The 18253-nt window shown below is 69.5% G+C and carries 18 protein-coding genes; 4 read left to right on the top strand and 14 right to left on the bottom strand.

The window, feature by feature from the left end:
* Positions 1-11: 11 nt before the first annotated feature.
* The 7 genes from ACH34S_RS18060 to ACH34S_RS18030 all read right to left on the bottom strand — a co-directional run bounded on the left by ACH34S_RS18060 (position 12) and on the right by ACH34S_RS18030 (position 4832).
* A complete protein-coding gene (locus tag ACH34S_RS18060; RefSeq protein WP_395953809.1) occupies positions 12-197 on the bottom strand; it encodes a hypothetical protein in 186 nt (61 codons plus the stop codon).
* A complete protein-coding gene (locus ACH34S_RS18055) occupies positions 194-1333 on the bottom strand; it encodes a radical SAM protein (RefSeq protein WP_395953808.1) in 1140 nt (379 codons plus the stop codon). The genes ACH34S_RS18060 and ACH34S_RS18055 overlap by 4 nt, the downstream gene beginning before the upstream one ends.
* Positions 1334-1422: 89 nt before the next feature.
* A complete protein-coding gene (locus ACH34S_RS18050; RefSeq protein ID WP_395953807.1) occupies positions 1423-2310 on the bottom strand; it encodes a helix-turn-helix domain-containing protein in 888 nt (295 codons plus the stop codon).
* Between the two features lie 22 nt (positions 2311-2332).
* Positions 2333-2863 (bottom strand): DUF6879 family protein, encoded by a 531-nt coding sequence (locus ACH34S_RS18045; RefSeq protein ID WP_395953806.1) that lies wholly within the window; start codon positions 2861-2863, stop codon positions 2333-2335.
* The gene (locus ACH34S_RS18040) at positions 2832-3563 is read right to left on the bottom strand and encodes a hypothetical protein (RefSeq protein ID WP_395953805.1); all 732 of its coding nucleotides are present in this window, start codon (positions 3561-3563) and stop codon (positions 2832-2834) included. Before ACH34S_RS18040 ends, ACH34S_RS18045 begins: the two co-directional genes overlap by 32 nt.
* Positions 3469-3741: a hypothetical protein gene (locus ACH34S_RS18035; RefSeq protein ID WP_395953804.1), complete on the bottom strand. Its 273-nt coding sequence runs from the start codon at positions 3739-3741 to the stop codon at positions 3469-3471. The genes ACH34S_RS18040 and ACH34S_RS18035 overlap by 95 nt, the downstream gene beginning before the upstream one ends.
* A gap of 443 nt (positions 3742-4184) precedes the next feature.
* The gene (locus tag ACH34S_RS18030; RefSeq protein ID WP_395953803.1) at positions 4185-4832 is read right to left on the bottom strand and encodes a hypothetical protein; all 648 of its coding nucleotides are present in this window, start codon (positions 4830-4832) and stop codon (positions 4185-4187) included.
* 145 nt (positions 4833-4977) lie between these two features.
* On the opposite strand from ACH34S_RS18030, the gene ACH34S_RS18025 reads away from it, so the two are divergent.
* Positions 4978-5880 (top strand): ADP-ribosylglycohydrolase family protein, encoded by a 903-nt coding sequence (locus ACH34S_RS18025; RefSeq protein ID WP_395953802.1) that lies wholly within the window; start codon positions 4978-4980, stop codon positions 5878-5880.
* Positions 5881-5888: 8 nt separating this feature from the next.
* Here ACH34S_RS18025 and ACH34S_RS18020 read toward each other — a convergent pair whose 3' ends face one another.
* Both ACH34S_RS18020 and ACH34S_RS18015 read right to left on the bottom strand, forming a co-directional pair.
* A complete protein-coding gene (locus tag ACH34S_RS18020; protein WP_395953801.1) occupies positions 5889-6827 on the bottom strand; it encodes a hypothetical protein in 939 nt (312 codons plus the stop codon).
* A gap of 370 nt (positions 6828-7197) precedes the next feature.
* The gene (locus ACH34S_RS18015; RefSeq protein ID WP_395953800.1) at positions 7198-8394 is read right to left on the bottom strand and encodes a phosphatidylserine/phosphatidylglycerophosphate/cardiolipin synthase family protein; all 1197 of its coding nucleotides are present in this window, start codon (positions 8392-8394) and stop codon (positions 7198-7200) included.
* Between the two features lie 183 nt (positions 8395-8577).
* Between ACH34S_RS18015 and ACH34S_RS18010 the strand changes: the two genes are divergently transcribed.
* Together ACH34S_RS18010 and ACH34S_RS18005 are read left to right on the top strand one after the other, a co-directional pair.
* Positions 8578-9315, top strand: a complete 738-nt coding sequence (locus tag ACH34S_RS18010) for a maleylpyruvate isomerase family mycothiol-dependent enzyme (protein WP_395953799.1) — start codon at positions 8578-8580, stop codon at positions 9313-9315.
* Positions 9316-9352: 37 nt separating this feature from the next.
* Positions 9353-9736: a hypothetical protein gene (locus tag ACH34S_RS18005; protein WP_395953798.1), complete on the top strand. Its 384-nt coding sequence runs from the start codon at positions 9353-9355 to the stop codon at positions 9734-9736.
* A 51-nt stretch (positions 9737-9787) separates the two neighbouring features.
* Here the strand turns inward: ACH34S_RS18005 and ACH34S_RS18000 are convergent, their stop codons facing one another.
* From ACH34S_RS18000 to ACH34S_RS17985, 4 genes are read right to left on the bottom strand one after another with little or no spacing between them, the layout of a single operon-like run.
* Positions 9788-10441 (bottom strand): DUF1361 domain-containing protein, encoded by a 654-nt coding sequence (locus tag ACH34S_RS18000; protein WP_395953797.1) that lies wholly within the window; start codon positions 10439-10441, stop codon positions 9788-9790.
* Positions 10442-10449: 8 nt separating this feature from the next.
* Positions 10450-13206 (bottom strand): ATP-binding protein, encoded by a 2757-nt coding sequence (locus tag ACH34S_RS17995; protein WP_395953796.1) that lies wholly within the window; start codon positions 13204-13206, stop codon positions 10450-10452.
* A 1-nt stretch (position 13207) separates the two neighbouring features.
* Positions 13208-13783, bottom strand: coding sequence for an exonuclease (locus tag ACH34S_RS17990; RefSeq protein ID WP_395953795.1), 576 nt, complete (start codon positions 13781-13783; stop codon positions 13208-13210).
* Positions 13780-14841, bottom strand: coding sequence for a hypothetical protein (locus ACH34S_RS17985; RefSeq protein ID WP_395953794.1), 1062 nt, complete (start codon positions 14839-14841; stop codon positions 13780-13782). The genes ACH34S_RS17990 and ACH34S_RS17985 overlap by 4 nt, the downstream gene beginning before the upstream one ends.
* A gap of 167 nt (positions 14842-15008) precedes the next feature.
* On the opposite strand from ACH34S_RS17985, the gene ACH34S_RS17980 reads away from it, so the two are divergent.
* Positions 15009-17174, top strand: a complete 2166-nt coding sequence (locus tag ACH34S_RS17980; protein WP_395953793.1) for a hypothetical protein — start codon at positions 15009-15011, stop codon at positions 17172-17174.
* A gap of 10 nt (positions 17175-17184) precedes the next feature.
* Here ACH34S_RS17980 and ACH34S_RS17975 read toward each other — a convergent pair whose 3' ends face one another.
* Complete coding sequence (locus tag ACH34S_RS17975; RefSeq protein ID WP_395953978.1) at positions 17185-17844, bottom strand: M48 family metalloprotease; 660 nt, start codon at positions 17842-17844, stop codon at positions 17185-17187.
* Positions 17845-18253: the final 409 nt, after the last annotated feature.

Genomic DNA, 18253 nt, shown 5'->3' with positions numbered 1-18253 from the left:
GGGCGGGGGCGCTAGAAGGGATTGTCGTCCCCGGCCGCGCAGGAGCACAGGTTGCCCTCCGACAGGTCGTCGACGTTGGCGACCAGGGTGATGCCGGGCGGCTCGACCACGACCGGCACGGCCGGGACGGCGAGAGTCATGGCGGACGGCTCGACCGCCTTGGGGAGGGCCGGGACGGCAAAGGGTGCGGTGGTCATACTGGCTCCTTCTCTCGGTGCTGGCAGTACGTTGCCAAGGGGGCCTTGGCCTTGCGGTAGAGCTGCACGAGCGGCATGCAGGTACCGCAGGTTCCCTGGAGCTGACAGCCGGTGCAGCCGCCCTGCCGCAGCAGCAGGGAATCGGCGATCGCGCCGAGACCGCGCAGTCCCTCGACCCCTTCGGTGATCAGGTCGATGTTCGGGTCGCGCCCGACCTTGCAGATGGACGCCTTGCCGAACGGGTTGACGTGGAAGAACGTGTGCCCGGCGTTGCAGCCGGTGAAGGTCTTCCGCTTCCGCAGGTGGGCGGCGGACTGGGTCGGGAGCGTTTCGTCCCCGCCGTAGATCGTGGGCACCATGTTGGTGTACTCGTCCATTGGTACGCCGATCTGCTCTGCCATCGCGCGCATCAGGTGCGCCTCGCCCGCGTTGTCCTGGGTCACGATCATCGACAGCGAGAGGGGCAGCCCAGCCTCGTGCGCGGCGGTCAGGCCCTTGGAGAAGAGCCGGAACGCGCCTCTGCGGCCGGTCGTCTTGTCGTAGCCCGCTTCGGTCCCGCCGTAGACACTGAGGGTGATCCGGTCGGGCGGGCGGTTCGCCAGCAGATCGAGAATCCCCGGCAGGAACAGCCGCGAGCCATTGGAGAGTAGCGTGATCATCATGCCCAGGTCGTAGGCGGCGGTGTAGGTCTCGGCGAACAGCCGGTCCACCATGGGCTCGCCGCCCGTCATCTGGAGCCAGAGCACCCCGGCGTCTCGCAGAGTGTGGAGGAGCTTGATGCGGTCCGTCCACTCCAGCCCCTCGAACTTCTTGAGGCCGAGGTAGCAGTGAGGGCACTCGTAGTTGCAGCCCAGGTTGAGCTCCCACGATGCCCGCCCATACCCGAGGCCGGGATCGTCGCGCACCAGGACGTGCGGCGAGAGCGGCTTGCCCTCCAACTCGACACCCCACGCCTCCCGCGCAGCGGCGGCCAGCCATTCCGGGGCCGGTGCGTCCGAGGCGGCCTCGGCGAGTTCCCGGTACCGGTAAGCAGGCATGGTGCCGCCTGCCTTACTCCCCGGCTTCACCATGACGTAGCGCCCCATGTAGGGGCTGACGATGACCTCATGCACTGGGCGGGCCTCCGGATCAGGCATCGCGGACGAGTTATGTCACCCGACTCGACCTTGACGCAGGGCAACCCGGACGGACCACCATCGTGCAGAACCTTGCAGCACTTTCTGTTTCACGAGTAGTGCTCGGATGCCGCCTGGATCAGCACGCGCGCTTCACCGCCGTAGACGGCGAGGTCGGCGAGCGTGTTAAAGGCGCTCTCGTAGATCTCGACTTCGGACCGCTGGGTGATGGTCACCTCGGCGGTTAGGAGTTCGGTGATCACTCTCTCGGCGTCGTAGATCCAGAAGGACTTGGGAACCCAGAGACGGCCCGTGCGGTCCGCGGTGAAGGGAATGATGCCCAGCAGAACGTTGGGCCACTCGGTGATGGCGGACAGGTGGGCGAGCTGTTCGCGCATCACGGCGGAGCCTCCGAAGCCGACCCTGAGAGCCGCCTCTTCGAGGAGGACGATGAAGGTCCGAGCGCCTGAGCGCATGATTCGCCGGCGCTTCAGCCGTGCAGCGACGGCTTCGGGGAGATCGTTCCGAAGCTTCTTGAACGCGATGACGGTCCGCAGCATGGCCGTGGCGTAGCCCTCGGTCTGAAGGACTCCAGGAATGACGCCGGTCTCGTAGATCCGGAACCGTTCGGTGCGCTCCCACAGCGGAACATAGGACTCCTGGACGCTGCGCAACCCCGCCCTCTCGCGCCGCCGCCACTCGACGTACGCCGAGGAGACGTTCAGCATCTTCTCGATGAGGTCGTCGGCCCGGTCCGACGCTCCGCAGAAGGCGCACCAGGCGCGGATGTCGTCCACACTCGGCGACGTGACGAGGGTCAGGATCTTCGAGGGCTTGGAGACATCCCACCCGGCGCGGCGCGCCAGCTCGGCCCCGGACGACCCCGACCGCTTGAGAAGCTCACGTAGCTCGTCGGCGAGCGCTTTGCGGGCTTGCTGGACGGGCGAATCTGCCGGCGGCCGTGGCCGGTAAAGGCGACCGGGCTGCTTGGGCGACATGGCGGACGGGGTCAGGCCGGGATCAGATCGCGAATTCCTTGTGCGGTGTGGCCAGCTCCCACAGCGCGTTGAAGGCTCCGCTGGTGGCCTTGGCCAAGTCGATGTCCTCGGTCAAGAACCTGCCGTTCGGGCGTCCGTCGCCGTCGAAGAGGTTGAACATGATCCGCTTGCGGTCGGTCAGCCAGAAGTCGTTCGACGGCACGAGCAGGCCCGCGGCATCCTCCCGCGGCAGCCAGCGCACGTCCTCGCCGGCTTCGACGGTCTGCCAAGTGCCGGCGTGTTCGAACCGGATGTAGTCGGTCGGGGGCAGCGATACGACCCGAAGCCGTCGAACGATCACACCGCGCCCCACGGTATCGGCGACGAGACCCTGCCAGTAGCTCTCGCGAGGAGGGCGCGGCTTGTCCTGGTTCTTGCGCCAGTGCAGATATGCCGGGCTCTCGGTGTCCACGCTATAGACGTCACGAAGTTCGAGGTGGTCGAGGCTTGTGGCGGCCGAGCCGAACAGCTCGGTCCAGCCCTCACGGTCCAGCAGCGGGGGGAGCTTCTCCAACTCCGTCGCCCCCTTCCAATTCGTCCAGCGCCAGCCGGAGCGCGGGGATCATCCGATCCGGCACGCGGATGACCGTCTCATGACCAGGCACCGGCCGGAACAGTTCCTCGACCGCCTTTACGGTTTCGTCGTCGGCGGTCCACGACTGCATCACGATCTCGCACTTGGCGCGGTCGATGAACACGGTCGGCGACTGGCCCTCTTCGCTACCGGGGTCGGTCCCTATGAACTCTAGAGGCATGTCCGTCTCCACATTTCCGCGATGCAGAATCGTGCAGCCCACCCTTTCCGTCGGAGGTCGACCACCCAAACCAGGTTGGCCAGGTGCGGCCAGAATCCCGGCCCCGTTGGCCATCTTGATCAGATCGGTGTGCAGCTCGCGCAGTGCGACTTCGCTGCTGCGCATCAGCTCTTCACGTTGGTTCCGCAGTTCGCGGCCTTGCAGCAGGAGCGCGGCGGTGGTGCCCAGGAACGCGGCACCTGCGAAGAGAATGCCGACCGGGCTGATCGCCTGCCCGATGTCCGATTCGGCTAGTGCACGCAGCGTTTTCGCGTGCCGGATGAGCCAGCCGCCAGTCTGATGGCCGACCGGTCCGGGCCCGTAGTCATGGATGAGAGCGGTATGAGAGTCGAACAGCAGGAAGTCGAAGTACTCCTCCCATCGCCTCCTCCTCCAGGAGGCGGCGGGCCAGCGAGACACCGCGCTGGTACGCCTCCTGTGATCGGACGCCCTCGGCCTCCTGGTACGACTGCCAGCACTCCAGCTTGAGGAAGCGCTGCTCGGTGCGTTCCCAAGACTCGCCGAAGGCTTCGAGGAAGCCCGCCAGGGTGAGCCGCTTGCTGCCGTCCAGAACCCACTCGGGCGGTCGATGCACCATTCGTCCGGGACATCTTTCTTCGCGGCGATGAGAGTGGGACGCACGATTTGAACGATTCGTTCGTTCGGAGCGCACCGGGCATCTCCCAGGGGAGTCTGCCCAAGTTCATCTGTGATGTCGACACCGATGACGGCGAATGTTCCATCACTGATAGTGAGGATATTCGGGAACCGGTCGTCGAGGTCGTGTCGCCACGCTCGGCGGGTACCTTGCCGAGCCGACGATCGCCTTCATAACAGCCTCCCGAGCAGACGTCGCCCATGGCGATACCCCTGCTGGATAGCCGAGAAACGCAGAGAATGTCTGGGACGACTTTGTTAGGGCGGGCGAAGTTCGTGATACAGACATGATCTTTGAATATCGGGTGAACCCGGGGGCTAAAAGTCGCTACCCAAAGTCATGCATTGTTTGTACGCGTGCCCTCCACGCCGCCGTTCAGCCGGCTACGACCACGATCCGTACGAGTTCGGGGCGAACGTCATACCGAGCATGAGCGGGTGAATTCCCCACTCGATGAACGCCGTGAGGGCCAGAGCTCCGCCGAGCCTTATCGCCTCGTAACTCGCCGGTGCCTCAAGCTGCTGATACTCCGCTTCGGGCGCGGCCGGGTGGTCACTCCAGTACTCGGCGCCGATCGGAACGGGGGTCGCGCGCACCGCGGACAGCCATGCGCCGTCGCTGTTCTGCAGCGCCTCGATCCCGACGCTCGGCAGGAAGGGGCCCTGCCAGCCCCCAGGATGAACCGTCAGCGACTCGCCACGGGAGGCGGCGGCGCCGGCCGCATCCCCCAGCCATTCGGCCGCGGTGACTCCGCCGCGCGTGGACTCGGTTCTCGCCTCGTCCATCGTGACCGGTGTGAGCGGCATGAGTTGGACCACGGGCGTGCCCCCGGGACCTGGCTCACGGTCGCGCAGTACCAGCAGATCGGTCTCCCGGTCGAGGAGGCCGAGCTCGCGGTATCTGCCGGCCTCGTCATCCAGCCGGATCATCGCGCCTTCAGCCATCATGCTGGGCGGTGAGCCGGAAAGACGCCAAAACCCGACGTCGTTCTCGTCCCACAGCGCGATGTAGCCACCGACGGGCGGGCTCATGAGAACGCGCTGGAGTCGCGTGCCGGATGCCGGGGAGGTGAATACGTCTTGATCCATTCGCCCGAACCTATCTGAGGAAGGTTCTTGCCGCAGGTGTTCTGTGATCCGGTGCGGGAGGTCTCGGGGCCGCTTAGGGTGCTTTGTCATGGTCGACGACCGTCACGGAAACGCACATGCCAATGAACGCTCCGTCGCGCTCATGCGCGCCTCCCTAGTGGGATTGTCGGTGGGCGACGCATTCGGTGACCAGTTCTTTCTGCACGCCAACCGCCACCTGACCGCCGCCGACGTTCCCGCGCCGCCGTGGGAGTGGAGCGACGACACCGAAATGGCCTGCTCGGTCGTCGACTGCCTGCACCGTTACGGACGCATCGACCAGGACGCGCTCGCCACCTCCTTCGCCACCCGCATGGACATCGGCCGCCGCTACGGTGCCGGAGCGCTGGAGCTTCTCGAACGCGTGCGGGACGGACACCCCTGGCGGATCGCCTCGGCCGAATCCTTCGGCGGGAATGGCTCCTTCGGCAATGGCGCCGCCATGCGCGTCGCACCATTGGGGGCCTACTACTCGGGAGACCCGGCACGTGCCGCGGGCGAGGCCATGCTTCAGGCCGAGATCACCCACAGTCACGCCGAAGGAATCGCGGGCGCGATCGCCGTTGCGGTCGCGGCCTCCATCGGTGACGCCGGAACCATGATCGAGGCAGCGCTTGACCATGTGCCCGGGACCTACGTCCGGCGAGGGCTCGAACGCGCTCGCACCCTGGAGAAGGCGACGCATGAACAGGCGGCGCGGACCCTGGGCAACGGGTCGCGCATCACCGCCCAAGACACCGTGCCGTTCGCGCTCTGGGCGGCCGCACGGTATCTGGACGACTATTCGGCCGGGGTTCGGGCGTGTGTCGCGGTCGGGGGTGACATGGACACCACCGCCGCGATCGTTGGAGGGATCATCGCCGCCCACACCGGGACCGATGGCATCCCGTCGGAATGGCTCGATTTCCGCGAACCGCTTCCCGGGTGGCTGGAGAGTGCCCCGGCTTCTTGAACCCGGGGTCAGGTGGTGCAGTGTTTGTCGGTGTCCTTGCGGACGGTGGCGCCGGTGAATTCTTCGAGGATGGCGATGTTCGCCGGCGAGTAGTTCGACGCGGTGATCTTGTCGGCGTCGGGGCTGCCGAGTTTGCCGGTGAAGGGGGCCGACTTCTCCAGCCAGTACGCCGTGCGCAGGAACTGGGTCAGGACGAGCTCGCGCAGCTTCGGCTCATTCTTGATCTTGGCCCAGTAGTCGGGGTGCTTGTCCTTCGCGACGCGCAGGTAGAGCAGCAGGTAGCGGAGGTTCGTGGCGGCGATGTCGCGGGCGTTGCTGGCGCCGACGCCCTTGATGTACTCCTGCACGACGGTCACGGCGGGTAGGCCGGTCAGCCCTGCGTTCTGCTCTGCCAGCACGCCCTGCAGTTTGTAGGAGCCCTGCTGGGAGTCGCGCAGGTAAATGCCGTCCATGCTGTCGCTGAGCTTGTCGGTGATCAGCGGGAGGATCTCCTTGCGGGGGAAGCCGCCGTGCAGCGGGACGGCGGACGCCTGCTGCGAGGCGTTGATCCAGGCCGCGATGTGCACGTCCCACCGGGTGCGGGACGGGTCGAGGTCCCACATGTGGGTCTCCTCGTGGATCGCCACCATCATCGACTCGGCGAAGCCCTCGAAGCTCCGGGTGTTCACGAACTGCTTCCAGTACTGGTCGTTCGCTTGCGCGATGGCGAGCTTCTCGCCGCTGGGCCAGCGCCGCTTGTACATCTCCTGGAGGGTCGGCATCCAGTTCGACGCGCTGAAGCGTGATTTGAGATCGCTGATATCGGCGGTCGGTGTCGAGGGTTCGCCGTAGCAGAAGGGCGCGGCGGCCGGGACGCTCGGTGCGGGGGAGGCGGCGGCCATGTGGCCGGGCAGCACCGACAGGGCGACCGTGGCGGTCAGCAGGGACAGACGGCGGGAACGTTTCACGGGGGGCCTCGCTTCGGCAGAGCCGTCGGCCGCGTCCTGCTCCGAATCGGGCGCGACCCATGTCTGATTCGGGAGGGTAATTCGTCCCGGCCTTCGCCGCTGCCGGGCGGCCTTGCTGAACGTCGGTCGAATAAGGTCGGAAAGCGCAGCTCAGGCCCTGTGTCCCTAGGGTCGGGAGCGTGGAAAATTCAATGTTGGGAAACGATCGTCTTCGCATGGCCCTGGATCGGGACAGAAAATTCGCGGCTTGGAAAGCGTCCCGTAGAAGCGGGCGTCCTGGCGTGGTGCTGTTCGGCGAGGTGGGAGCGGGATCGGCGTGCATCGGGCATAGGCGCGGCGGGGGCGGCTCCGCCCCCCCCGCGCCCCTTGCTCAGCTCTCTTGGCCGTTGAACAGCTTCTTGCAATCGGCCTCGGTGGTCGCCTTGTAGTCGGCCTCATTGGCCATGGCGTTGAAGTTGCCCACGAACGCCTCATAGGTTCGCGGCTCGTCCATGATCCGGAGGACGTTCTCGTCGTTCTCGCGTATCGACGGGTTGTTGAGGTTGGCGCTGCCCGTGAACACCACCTGGTGCCGCTCGCCGGTGTAGGTGGCGTTGATCAGCATGTTCTTCTGGTGAATGTACGGCTTGCCCTCCCGGAAGCCGTAGAGGGTGACCTTTCCGTCTCCGGGCTTGGTGAGGTTCTCGCACGCCTGGTCGTAGATGTGGTGGGCGACGATCTGGACGCTGCAGCCCTCATCGGCGAGCCTGCGCAATTCCTTGGTGGGGGAACTGCGGCTGATGGACCACATTCCGACATGGATCGTCCCGGGGCAGGCGACCTCCTCCAGGGTGCTGGTGACGGTGTCGCCCTCGGCGCGCGGGTAGAAGTAGCTCTTGGTGTTGCCGGTGATCTCCGGCGGGTGGTTCTCGTAGTACTTCTCGTCCTGGACGGCGAATCCCAGGTCGTTGAAGTAGAAGCCGTACTGGTCGTACAGCGCCTCGTTACCGACGTGGGTGTAGGTGCTGTTGAACAGGTTCCGTCCCGAGCCCTCGTTGAGATTCGCCGACGTGGTCGACACGACCCATTTGCTGCCGCCGGTCTTGGAGAACAGGAAGAACTTGTTGTGCATGGCCCCGGTGCCGATGCAGGCGGTGCCGCTGCCTCGCGCCGGGCAGCGGACCACCCAGGAATCCCCGTCCTGGCTTTCGACCGCGTTCTTGAGCCGCTTGACCTCGGGCTCGTTCTCGTAGGCGTTGTAGTCGGTGATGAGCATGACCTTCACGTCACGCTCTTTGGCGGCCTTGATGAGGGCGTCGGTGACGCGCGGCTCGTCGAAGTGGTAGGCGGTGCCGGCGATCGATTCGCCGTCCGGGGTGCCGTTGATGAGGTCGACGAGATGGTCGACCAGGCTGTCGTCGTCCTGGCCGAGCCGGTTGAAGTACGCCCCGGAGGCCAGGGCGGGCGCGGCCTTCGGTGCCTCCTCTTCGGCCCCGGCGGTGGCCGCGGGCAGCGCCGCGACGGCCAGCGCCGTGAATGCGGCGGCGACGGCGAGAATGGAACGTTTGAAACGGATGGGCGCATGCATGGGCAGGGTCCCCTTCTGCCGATGTGGGAGCGATGCGCGGGGTATTCGATGGACGGTACAACACGTCCCCCGGGCGATGACTGTGCGTGACCGGGTTCGGCCCGGACCGTTGACGGCCGCCGTCAAGGTCAGGTACTCGCGCGAAAGACCTCTAAACCGAACGATATTCGGTATGGTGGCGGAATGGTGGACATATTCGATGATCTCGCCGCTGAGTATCGCCAGTTCGACGCCATGCTGGCGTCGCTTGCCCCGGAGCAGTGGGCGCGGCCGTCCGGTGCCGAGGGCTGGAGTGTCTCCGACGTCGTCCTGCATCTCGCGCAGACCGAGGAGGTGATCGTCGACCCGGCCATCGGGGAGGGGACGGCCTTCCTGGCGGAGGACGGGAACAAGACCGTGGACGGGGTCGTGGGCGACATGGTCGCCGCCGAGCGCGGGGCGCCGCCCGCCGGGCTGCTGGCCCGCTGGCGCAAGGCCGCCCACGCGTCCCCGGAGATCCTGCGCGCCCATCCCGCGGGCACGCGACTGTCATGGGTGCGGACGTCTCTGTCGCCGCGCACGCTGGCGACGACCAGGCTCGCCGAACACTGGGCCCACGCGCAGGACATCGCCGTCCCGCTGGGCATCCCCTACCCCGACACCGACCGGATCCGGCATGTGGCGTGGCTGGCGCACCGGACGCTCCCGTACGCGCTCGCCCTCGACGGGCTCCCGGACGTCCCCGTCTTCTGCGACCTCGCCGCCCCGGACGGGACGCGCTGGACGTTCGGCGACCCGGCCGCGCCCACGAAGATCACCGGTTCGGCTTCGGAATTCTGCCGCGTCGGCGCCCGCCGGCTGGCGCCCGGGGAGACCGCGCTCGCCGCCGAGGGGCCGCATGCCGCCGATGCGCTCCGTGTCGTCCGCAATTACGCGGCCTGACCCACGAAACAGGCGGTTTCTCAGTATTGTGCACGGCATGTCAGGAAAGAAGATCAGCCCTATTTTCGTCCTTTTCTTCGCCGCCGGCCTCCTGATCGTGCTGCTCGCGCTCTTGTTCAGCACGATTGCGGGCGCGCGGGTCGACGAATCCGATGCCGACAAGGGCGAGATCCAGCTGCAGCTGGCGACGATGCTCAACTACACCCTCGCCGGACTGTCGCTGATTCTCGTCGGGCTCGGCTTCCAGCTCGCGGCCGGAGGGAAAACGGCCCCGCCGCAGATTCCGGGGCAGGGCCCGGGGTTCGCTTACGGGCAGCAGGCGCAGCAGTACCCGGCCCCGCCGCAGCAGGCGGCGCCCCAGCCCGGCCAGCAGCAGTGGGGCCAGCAGCAGCCACCCGGCCCGCCGTCCGGACAGTCTTGACCCGCTCCCGCCGCCCCTCACCCCGAGGGGCGGCGATGGTCGTTCAGGAGGTCAGGACGGCAACGTCGCGCGGAGGCGGCGGGCGCCCTTCACGGTGGCGTCGAACGACGCCTCGGCGATGGCCTTGGTCATGAAGTGGCACAGCCAGGTGACCATGAACGTGCCGACGATCAGCACGGGCGCCCAGGCCCAGGTCAGATGGACGAAGACCCGCTCGATCGTGGCGTGCGGGTCGACGACCGGTTCCCAGCTGTTGAGCCGGGCCCAGCGGCCGAGGAAGATGCCGATGGCGCAGACGGCGTGCGCGGCGATCGTGACACGGCCCTGCCAGGCGCCGAGGCCGATGCGCGCGAGGTGCCGGAGCGCGGCGCCGAGGGCCAGGTAGTAGGCCAGGAATCCGGAGCCGATGAGCAGCGCGTAGACGGGAAGGATCACGGTCACGACGGGTCCACCGCGGTCGGCGTGGATGATGTCGCCGCGCAGATGGACCAGATCCGTCACGACATACGGCGCATTCGGCAGGAAAAGGACGAAAAGGATGAGCCCGGCCCACCAGAAGGGTGAGCGGGAGAGCTGCCGGCCGCGGAAGAGCACCCAGGCCAGGCCCACCGGGATCCAGGCCAGGAGGGTGTTCCAGCCCATCCACCAGGCGTCCCGCTGAAGGACCACGACCAGATTCGGTGCCACTTGTTCCAAAACCCCCATGATTTACATCATGCATGAGTTTCGGCCTCGGATGGTGTGCAGAAGTTGTGAAGAAGTCCGTCCACGTTGGCGAGACCGGACGTCGCCTCACGCAGACGCAGGGGCCAGTCACTGTCGGTACGAAGCGCGCCCGCAGCGGTTTCGATCGCCGACGGAGTCCCTCCCCAAAGGGCGGTGTTGCGGGTGGTCAGGTCACGCTGGTCGCGGTCCCACCAGGCCGTGACATGGCCGAGTTGATCAGCGAGAGTGTCACCGGGAATGGTCCTCTTGTAGAAGGACGCCCATTCTTCGCTTTGGGGATGCCTGCCCGCGCCAGGCGTCGCATGGTGCGCTCGCTGCAGTTCCTCTAGGACGAGGCACCACCGATACGGGACGGCGAAGTATTCCGTCTCGCCGTCCGCGCAGTGGCGTCCGTGAAAGACGGCCGTGAGATGGCCGGCGAGCCGCGTCGGGGCGCCACGGGCCGCGACGGCGGCGTCGACCGCGTGCGAGATGGCGCAGTCGCGGAGCCGCGCGGGCAGATCGTCCAGCAGCGGGACGGTCAGGCGCGGCGGGCCCCAGCCGGTCAGATGGGCCGCCGCGGCCAGCTCCGCCCACAGGACGAGCTCGGGACGGTCGTCCACCACGCGCTGGGCCGTCCGCATGTCGCGGAGGGTGCACGGGGTCTCGCGGCAGTCCGTCCCGCAGGTGCTGCTCCGCGGGCTCACAAGCGCGCGCGGGGACGCCACCGGCGCGGCGGCCTTCTCCAGGTGCGAACCGTCCGGCATGCGGATCAGGTGCGGGTAGTCCATGCCGTCGGTGAACACCGCGCCCTCGCCGGGCGTGAGCGTCACCAGGAACTGCGACTGCGCGTCCGTGATGTTCATGGTGGCGCCGACCGCGTCCCGGTCGTCCTTCGCGGGCAGCCGGTGGACGATCTTCACCGCGGTGTTCTTGATCACGTCCGGGACCAGCTTGGACGGGATCTGCTCCGCCACGATCAGCCCCTCCCCGTACGCGCGGATCTCCGCCAGCAGGCTCGCGAACGTCTCGACCGCGTGGGACGCCGGGCCCGCGTGCTCGCTGCGGCACAGCAGCCGGTGCGCCTCCTCGAACACGGTCAGGTGCCGCAGGCCCTGCGTGCCGCCCGCGCGCTGCCGCATCCGCAGATGCTCGACCAGCCTGACCAGCACCGTCCCCATGAGGAACGCCTTGTCGCGGTCGTCCCCGACGTCCTCGATCTCCAGGACGACGTTGCGCGCGAGCAACTCCCCGAAGTCGATCGGATGGCCGCCCTCGAAGAACCGCCCCGTCGTGCCGAGCCGCAGGCTGGACAGCCGCACCCGGATGAACCCGCGCACGTTGTCGGTGATCTCCTGCCCGTAGCCGATCTCGGTGACGACCTGCTCGGCGGCGTCCTGCAGATCGGCGAGCGCCGGATAGCGCGGCGACGCCCCCGGTAAGGACGGCTCGCCGAGCGCCAGATCCCAGCCGAGCCGCTCGTAGCAGCGGGTCAGCGCCGCCGACAGCACCTGCGGGAACGGCTCCTCGGCGTCGAACGCGGCGAGGAACAGCGCCCGGACCAGGTCGGCGTGGGTCTGCAGCGGGAACGGCCGCCCGTCCGGGCCACGCGCCGGTTCGAGCGGGTTGATCCCGGCGGCGATCGCCTCGGTGTCGCCCGGCCGGATCGTGATCACCTCCGCGTCCGGGAGCCGCGCGGCCATCAGCCGGTACTCCGCCTTCGCCGGCTCGACGACCAGCCACGGCAGCCCGGCCCGCGACGCCTCCGCCAGCAGCGACCGGACGGTCTGCGACTTGCCCGCGCCGGTCGCGCCGCACACGAACGTGTGCCGGTTCAGGCTGGACAGCGGCACGGAGAGCGGCCCGACGTCGTGGCGGTTGCGGTCCAGCACCCGCCCGAGGCCCACGCCCGTGGCACCGGCGGCGCCCGGCTCGGGCGTCACGTCGAACTCGGGCCGCATCACGAACCGGACCCCGGCGACCTCCCGGACGGGCGGGCGCGCGACCGCCGCCACCAGCTGCGTGCTCGCCTCGAACGGGCCCGGCGCGCCCGGGACCAGCGCATACGGCAGCCTGCTGAGATCGGCCGACGCGCACACCAGCGCCGCGACGCGGGCGGCGGCCCGCGGCGTCTCCGCCCCCGCCAGCAGATGGACCCGCCACAGCCCGGACGTCGCGGCCTGCCGCAACTCGCGATGCCGCCGCTCCAGCCGGACGGCCGCGACCGACTCCTCCGGCGACAGCTCCGCCATCGACTGGGCGCGCTGCTGCCGGACGGCCAGCTCGTCGGCGAGCCGCTCGGCCTCGGCCAGGGCCACGGGCTCGGCGACCAGCATCCACGCGAACGGCTGCACCCACACGGAGAGGAGACCGTCCTCCAGGGACGGCCTCGCGGGGTCTTCTGGCGTGTCGTCGTCGACGAGCAGGCCGTCCGAGATCGCGCCGATGCTCACCCAGTGGGGCATGGAGTCTTCGGCGATCCCGTCCGAGAGCATCGCGCCGCGCCCGCCCGCCGGGAGGCTGAGCGTCGCGGACCGCCCGTCATGATCGGCGAGCAGGCCGTCGCCGCCGACGAACACCTCCGTCGACCCGAACGGCCGCGCGCGCCGCCAGCCGACCAGCACCGGATCCCGCCCCGCGTGGTAGGCGGACACGAGCGCGGCGAGCCGCTGGTCGCGCCACTCGTCGCGGCCGTCCGCGTCGTCGCCCGGACGGGGGACCTCCAGCAGGCGGCAGACCGGCAGGCCGCGGACGAGGTCCCACATGTCAACCGTCCCAGCGCATCAGGTTCTGGAACAGTTCGGCCTGCTCCATCGCGTCGTCCCGCGCGTTGTGGGTGTGCGGGCGCCGCGACAGCAGCGCGCCGGGCATCTGCCGCTTCGTCGATTCGGCGACCATCGCCCTGGCCTTCGCCGCGTAGAGGGTCTTGATGTCGAGGTGGCGTGAATGGCCGAACGGGGAGCGGGACGTGAACCGCACCCAATACCAGTAGAGCCACATCCAGTCATAGGCCAGCGGATACGCCACCAGAACCGGGAGGGTGCCGCCCGCGACCTTCTTGACCCATGCGGCCGCGTCGCTCATCGCCTGCGCCGGGTCGAGCCCCTCGCGGGCGAGCCGCTCGCGGTCCAGGCCGCTCACCGCCAGCGCCTCCGGGACGAAATCGTCGCTGATCGGCTTCAGCTCGGCGTAGAAAGTGCGTTCGGCGGGGTCGGACGCCGTGAACTCGGTGCCGTCGAACGTCCCGCAGACCACGAGACCGAAACTGAGCATCGAATAGGGGCCGGGGATGGGGCCGTCCGCTTCGACGTCCGCCGAAATATACGTCTCGACGCGTGTCATTTCTCCTCGCGCCCCTCGCGCCCCTCGCGCTCCGGTTCGATCACCATCCAGTCATCTTCGCGCAGGCCCGCGTCCGCGTGGCCGCGATCGGCGATCACCAGCGACACGCCGCGTCCGGTGGCGGCCTCCCAGCGCCGCACCCAGCCGCGCAGCGCCGGGGAGTCCCGCTCCAGGTCACGGCCGCTGTCGACGATCTGGAACTCGTAGCAGTCGGGCTCGCCGGTGGCGTCCAGCTTGTACATGCCGTCGAAGAACGCGGTGATCGGCTTGGGCCGCTCCTGGGAGAACCCGGCCGCCCGATACTTCGCGACGGCGTTGTCCGCCCGCCGCAGGCGTTCGTCGTCCGACGCGCCACGATGACGCTGGATGACCTTGGCCCGCAATTCGCTCTCGTTCTGCGGGAACCATTTCCTGGGGTCCTGCGAGCAGAACCGCGCACCCGGCCCCTGAAGCCGGACCTCGGCATCGCCGAAACCGTCGAACTCCAGCGCGGCACGCAGCTCCACGACGCACTCGTCCCACTGCCCGGGACGCATTCCGAGCGGGGCGCGCTGCGTCCGCATGTCCCATACCTGTTCCGGGGAGACGCCGGAGAACGCGAATTCACGCTCGGAGAAGGCGTAGCCGGAGTGGTCCGTCACCGCCGGGTACAAGGGCCGTTCGACCGCCTCCTCGCGCTGTTCCGCTGGACGCGATGACGCCGTTTCCGAAAACGGTCTGGCGGGCGCGGCCTGCGCAGCCGCCTGAACGGGCCTTTCCGCCGGCGGCGGCCCGTCGTCAGGCGGATCATCCGTTTCCGCGGCTTTCCGCGCCTCGCCGTCCACACCCTGAGGCTCGTCGTCCGGGGCCTCGCGCGGCTCGGGCAGATCCACATCGGCATCGCCGGTCGGCTCGGGTGCGGCGGGACGGTCGGGGGCGCGGGCGGCGGCGCGGCTCGCGGCCCGCGACGCCGTGCCCTCGGCGCCGGGACGGTCGGGCGGCGGCGGGGGAGGGGCCTGGTCGGCCGGTGCGGCCGGACGGTCGATCTCGCCTGCGGTCCCGTCCCGATCCAGGGTCATGGCGAGTCAGGCTATTGAGCAAGAGCGCCGTTGGGAAGGTCGAAACCGGACGGACGGCCTGACAAGTCCCGTGTCAATCTGCTTGGGTGGTTTGCGCATCGCCGCGCATGACCCCGCAGCCGCGTGACGATCGACCCGGCACCCGAGCAGAACGGGAGTTCAGCGTCGTGAGGGGCGAACCCGTCGATCACGGAGGGCTGCGGACGCGCGTCGAGCGACTCTTCAGTCCCGAACCCCGCCTCGGCTGGGTGTTCCGGGACCGCTGGTGGTTCCTGCGGCCGTTCGCCGAGGTCCCGCCGCAGCGGCGGGCGCTGCCGGAGTACCTGGCCCGCCGCGTCGCGGAGACCGAGCGGCTCGCGCGGCGCCACCGGAGCCGGACGCTCCCGATGAGCCTCGGCATCGCCGCGATCCTGGCGTTGTTCGCCGGCTGCGGGGCCGCCGCGACGTCGGTCCCGAACACCGTCCCGCTCGCGATGCTTCTGTTCGCCGCCATGGCCGCGGCGCCGGGCGTGGTCCTGACGGCGTGGGCCGCGCGGCAGCGGCAGGGCGCCCGCGAGGCCCACGAGCTGGCCCAGCGCCAGAACGCGACCGGCTACCACGACCAGGCCCGCCAGTGGCAGGCCCGCAAGCAGGCGCACGAGTCCGCCGAACGCGCGCGGCTGGACGGCCTGCCCGAATGGGGCGCGGCCAGGCGTCCCGCCCACCGGCTCGACGTGTTCGGCGGGACGCTCTGGGCCTGGGAGGCGCTGCTCACCACCTACGGGACGTCCACCCTCGCCGTCCAGCCGCTGCTGGTGCTCGACCTGTCCCGGGAGGTCGTCTGCCGGGAGCTGATCGAGCTGTCGCAGGAGGCCTGGATGGGCGTGGACGCCCAGCAGCTGCCGAGCCGCCAGGCGTCGTCCAGCATCATGACCGACCTGTCGCCGCAGGATCTGGTGGACGCGATCGTTGAGTCCATGCACGGCGGCACGCCCGACGCCGCCCGCGCCGAACGCAGCATGGACGACCGGATCCTGACCAAGGTCTGCGACGCCCTCGGCGACGACGTCACCCTCGCCCGGATCGCCGCCGCGCTCCGCGCGCTGATGGGTGAGCCCGACGACGGGGACGCGCTGACCCGCGACGAACGGCGGCGGATCGCGAGCGAGCTGTTCACCGTGGAGTACCGCCGCCAAGCCCACGCGAACCTGTCGCGGATCGAGTCCTACGTGCACCCGCTGGAAAGCCTCGGCACCCAGCCGGCCAAGACCGGCCCCGGGTACCTGACCTGCATCGCGCTGGACAGCCAGGCCCGCAACGTCCGGTCCGAGCTGCTCACCGACCTGATCGTGCAGTGGGTCACGCACCGCATCACCGCCTCGCGGGACTCGACGCCCGCCCTCGTCGTCGCCGGCGCGGACGAGCTGGCCCGCCGCCACCTGGAACGGCTGTCGGACGCGTGCGAGCGGCGCGGCGTCCCGCTGACCCTGCTGTTCCGGCGGCTGCGCGAGACGTCCGCGGAGATGATCGGCGGCGGCGCCGTCGCGTTCATGCGGCTCGGCAACCACGAGGACGCGACCCGCGCCGCCGACTTCATCGGGCGCGAGCACCGCTTCGTCCTGTCGCAGATCACCAAGAACATCGGCGGGAACGAGTCGCACACATCCACCGGCACCGAGGGCGAGGGCGACTCCGAGACGCTGAGCACCAGCCGCACGACGGGCACGTCCCGCAACTGGGGGACGAGCCGGTCGTCCGGCACCAGCTACTCGGGCGGCGAGATGTTCGGGCTGTTCCCCGACCGCTCGACGTCCCGGCAGCGCGGTAGCAACCGGGGCGGCTCCACCAGCAGCAGTGACACCGAGGGGACCGCCACCTCGACGTCCCGGAACTGGTCCGCCGCCTACGCGTACGCGGCGGGCACCAACTGGAGCGACGCCGACACCACTCAGCGCGTCTACGAGTACGCCGTCGAGCCCGTCACCCTCCAGCACCTTCCGGACCACGCCCTGCTGCTGGTCGAGTCGGCGCCCGGCGGGGGACGCACCCTCACGCCCGTCGAATGCGACCCGTCCATCATCACGCTGGACCGCGTCACCACCGGGCCCCTTCCGGAGCCGCCGCCCGTCCCGCAGCAGCCCGCCATCGCGGCCCCGGCGGCCGATCAGCCCGCGCCGTGGGCCGTCCAGGCGGCGCCGCAGTGGGCCGCCCAGCCCGCGCCACCCCCGCCGCGCGCACCGCTCTCCACCGACCCGGGACCACCGCCCGGCCACCAGACCGGCCCCCGCACTCCGGAGCCCATGCCGCATCGCCCCGGAGACGGCCCGCCGCCCCTCTTCGGCGGCAAGGGCTGACCGCGACCGCTCAGCCGAGCCGCCGCCGCAGCCCCTGCGCCCGCCGGACGAGCGCCAGCGGCATCGTCTCCGCGCCTTCGATCCGATGCTCCACCGCTGCCAGCAGATCGGCGCCCACCCCAAGCCGGACCGCCGCCGCGTCCGCCCGCGCCTCCGACCACCCGGCGAGCAGCCGCCCGGACGACGCCGCCGCATACGCGACCCCGGCGGGCAGCGCCACCACGATCGTGATCACCGTCGCGGCGATGGCCAGGAAGAACGCCAGGAGGAACCCGATCGGACGGTGCCACTCGACCGCCCGTTTCCACATGGAGACGACCATGGACCACGGTGTGCGCAACACCCACGCCAACGCCCGGCTCGGCACCGCCACCTGCGCCCGCACGAACGCCGCCCCGGCCCGCAGGCCGAGCGCATGCCCCAGTTCATGGGCGAGGACGGCCTCCAGCCGGACGGGAGGCAGCGACCGCGCCGCATGGGACGCGACGGCGACCGTCCGCCCGAACGGCGTGCACGCGTTCAACCCGTCCGACTCGATGACGACCAGCCGGTACGCGTCGACCCCCGCGCGCCGCTGGACGTCCCGCCACGGCTGCTCCAGCCGCCCCTGCTCCTCCGCGGCCGGCTCCCGATACCCGTACGCCTTCGGCGCGCCCAGGGCAGCGAGCAACGAAACCGTCCACAAGACAACAGGTACAACCCCACCCCACACCGGCCACACGACATACATCCCAACCGCAACGGCCAATACGACAACGGCCTCCAAGCCCACGACCAGCCCGACCGCGACGCCGACCCCTAGCCGCCCGCGCTTCGGCACGTCCAACACCTGCGCCCGCCCCGGCGGCAGATACCGCGGCCCCTGAGGCACCGCCCCGGGTACGGCCTGATTGACCACCGCCTGCCCCGGCACCGGTTGCAGTGCCGCACTCCCATACGCCCCAACCCCGCTCGCCGCACCATGAGGCGGCGCGAGCTGCGATGACGCGACCTGAGGAGGCGGCCCCTCGGGCTGACGCGGCACGAGCGGAGACGGCGGCGCGGGATGCGCTTCCGCGGCTCGTGGTGGCGGCGCGGCA

The organism is Actinomadura sp. 3N508, from assembly GCF_044326375.1.
GTDB lineage: Bacteria > Actinomycetota > Actinomycetes > Streptosporangiales > Streptosporangiaceae > Spirillospora.
This window is presented reverse-complemented; position numbering and strand designations above follow the sequence as displayed.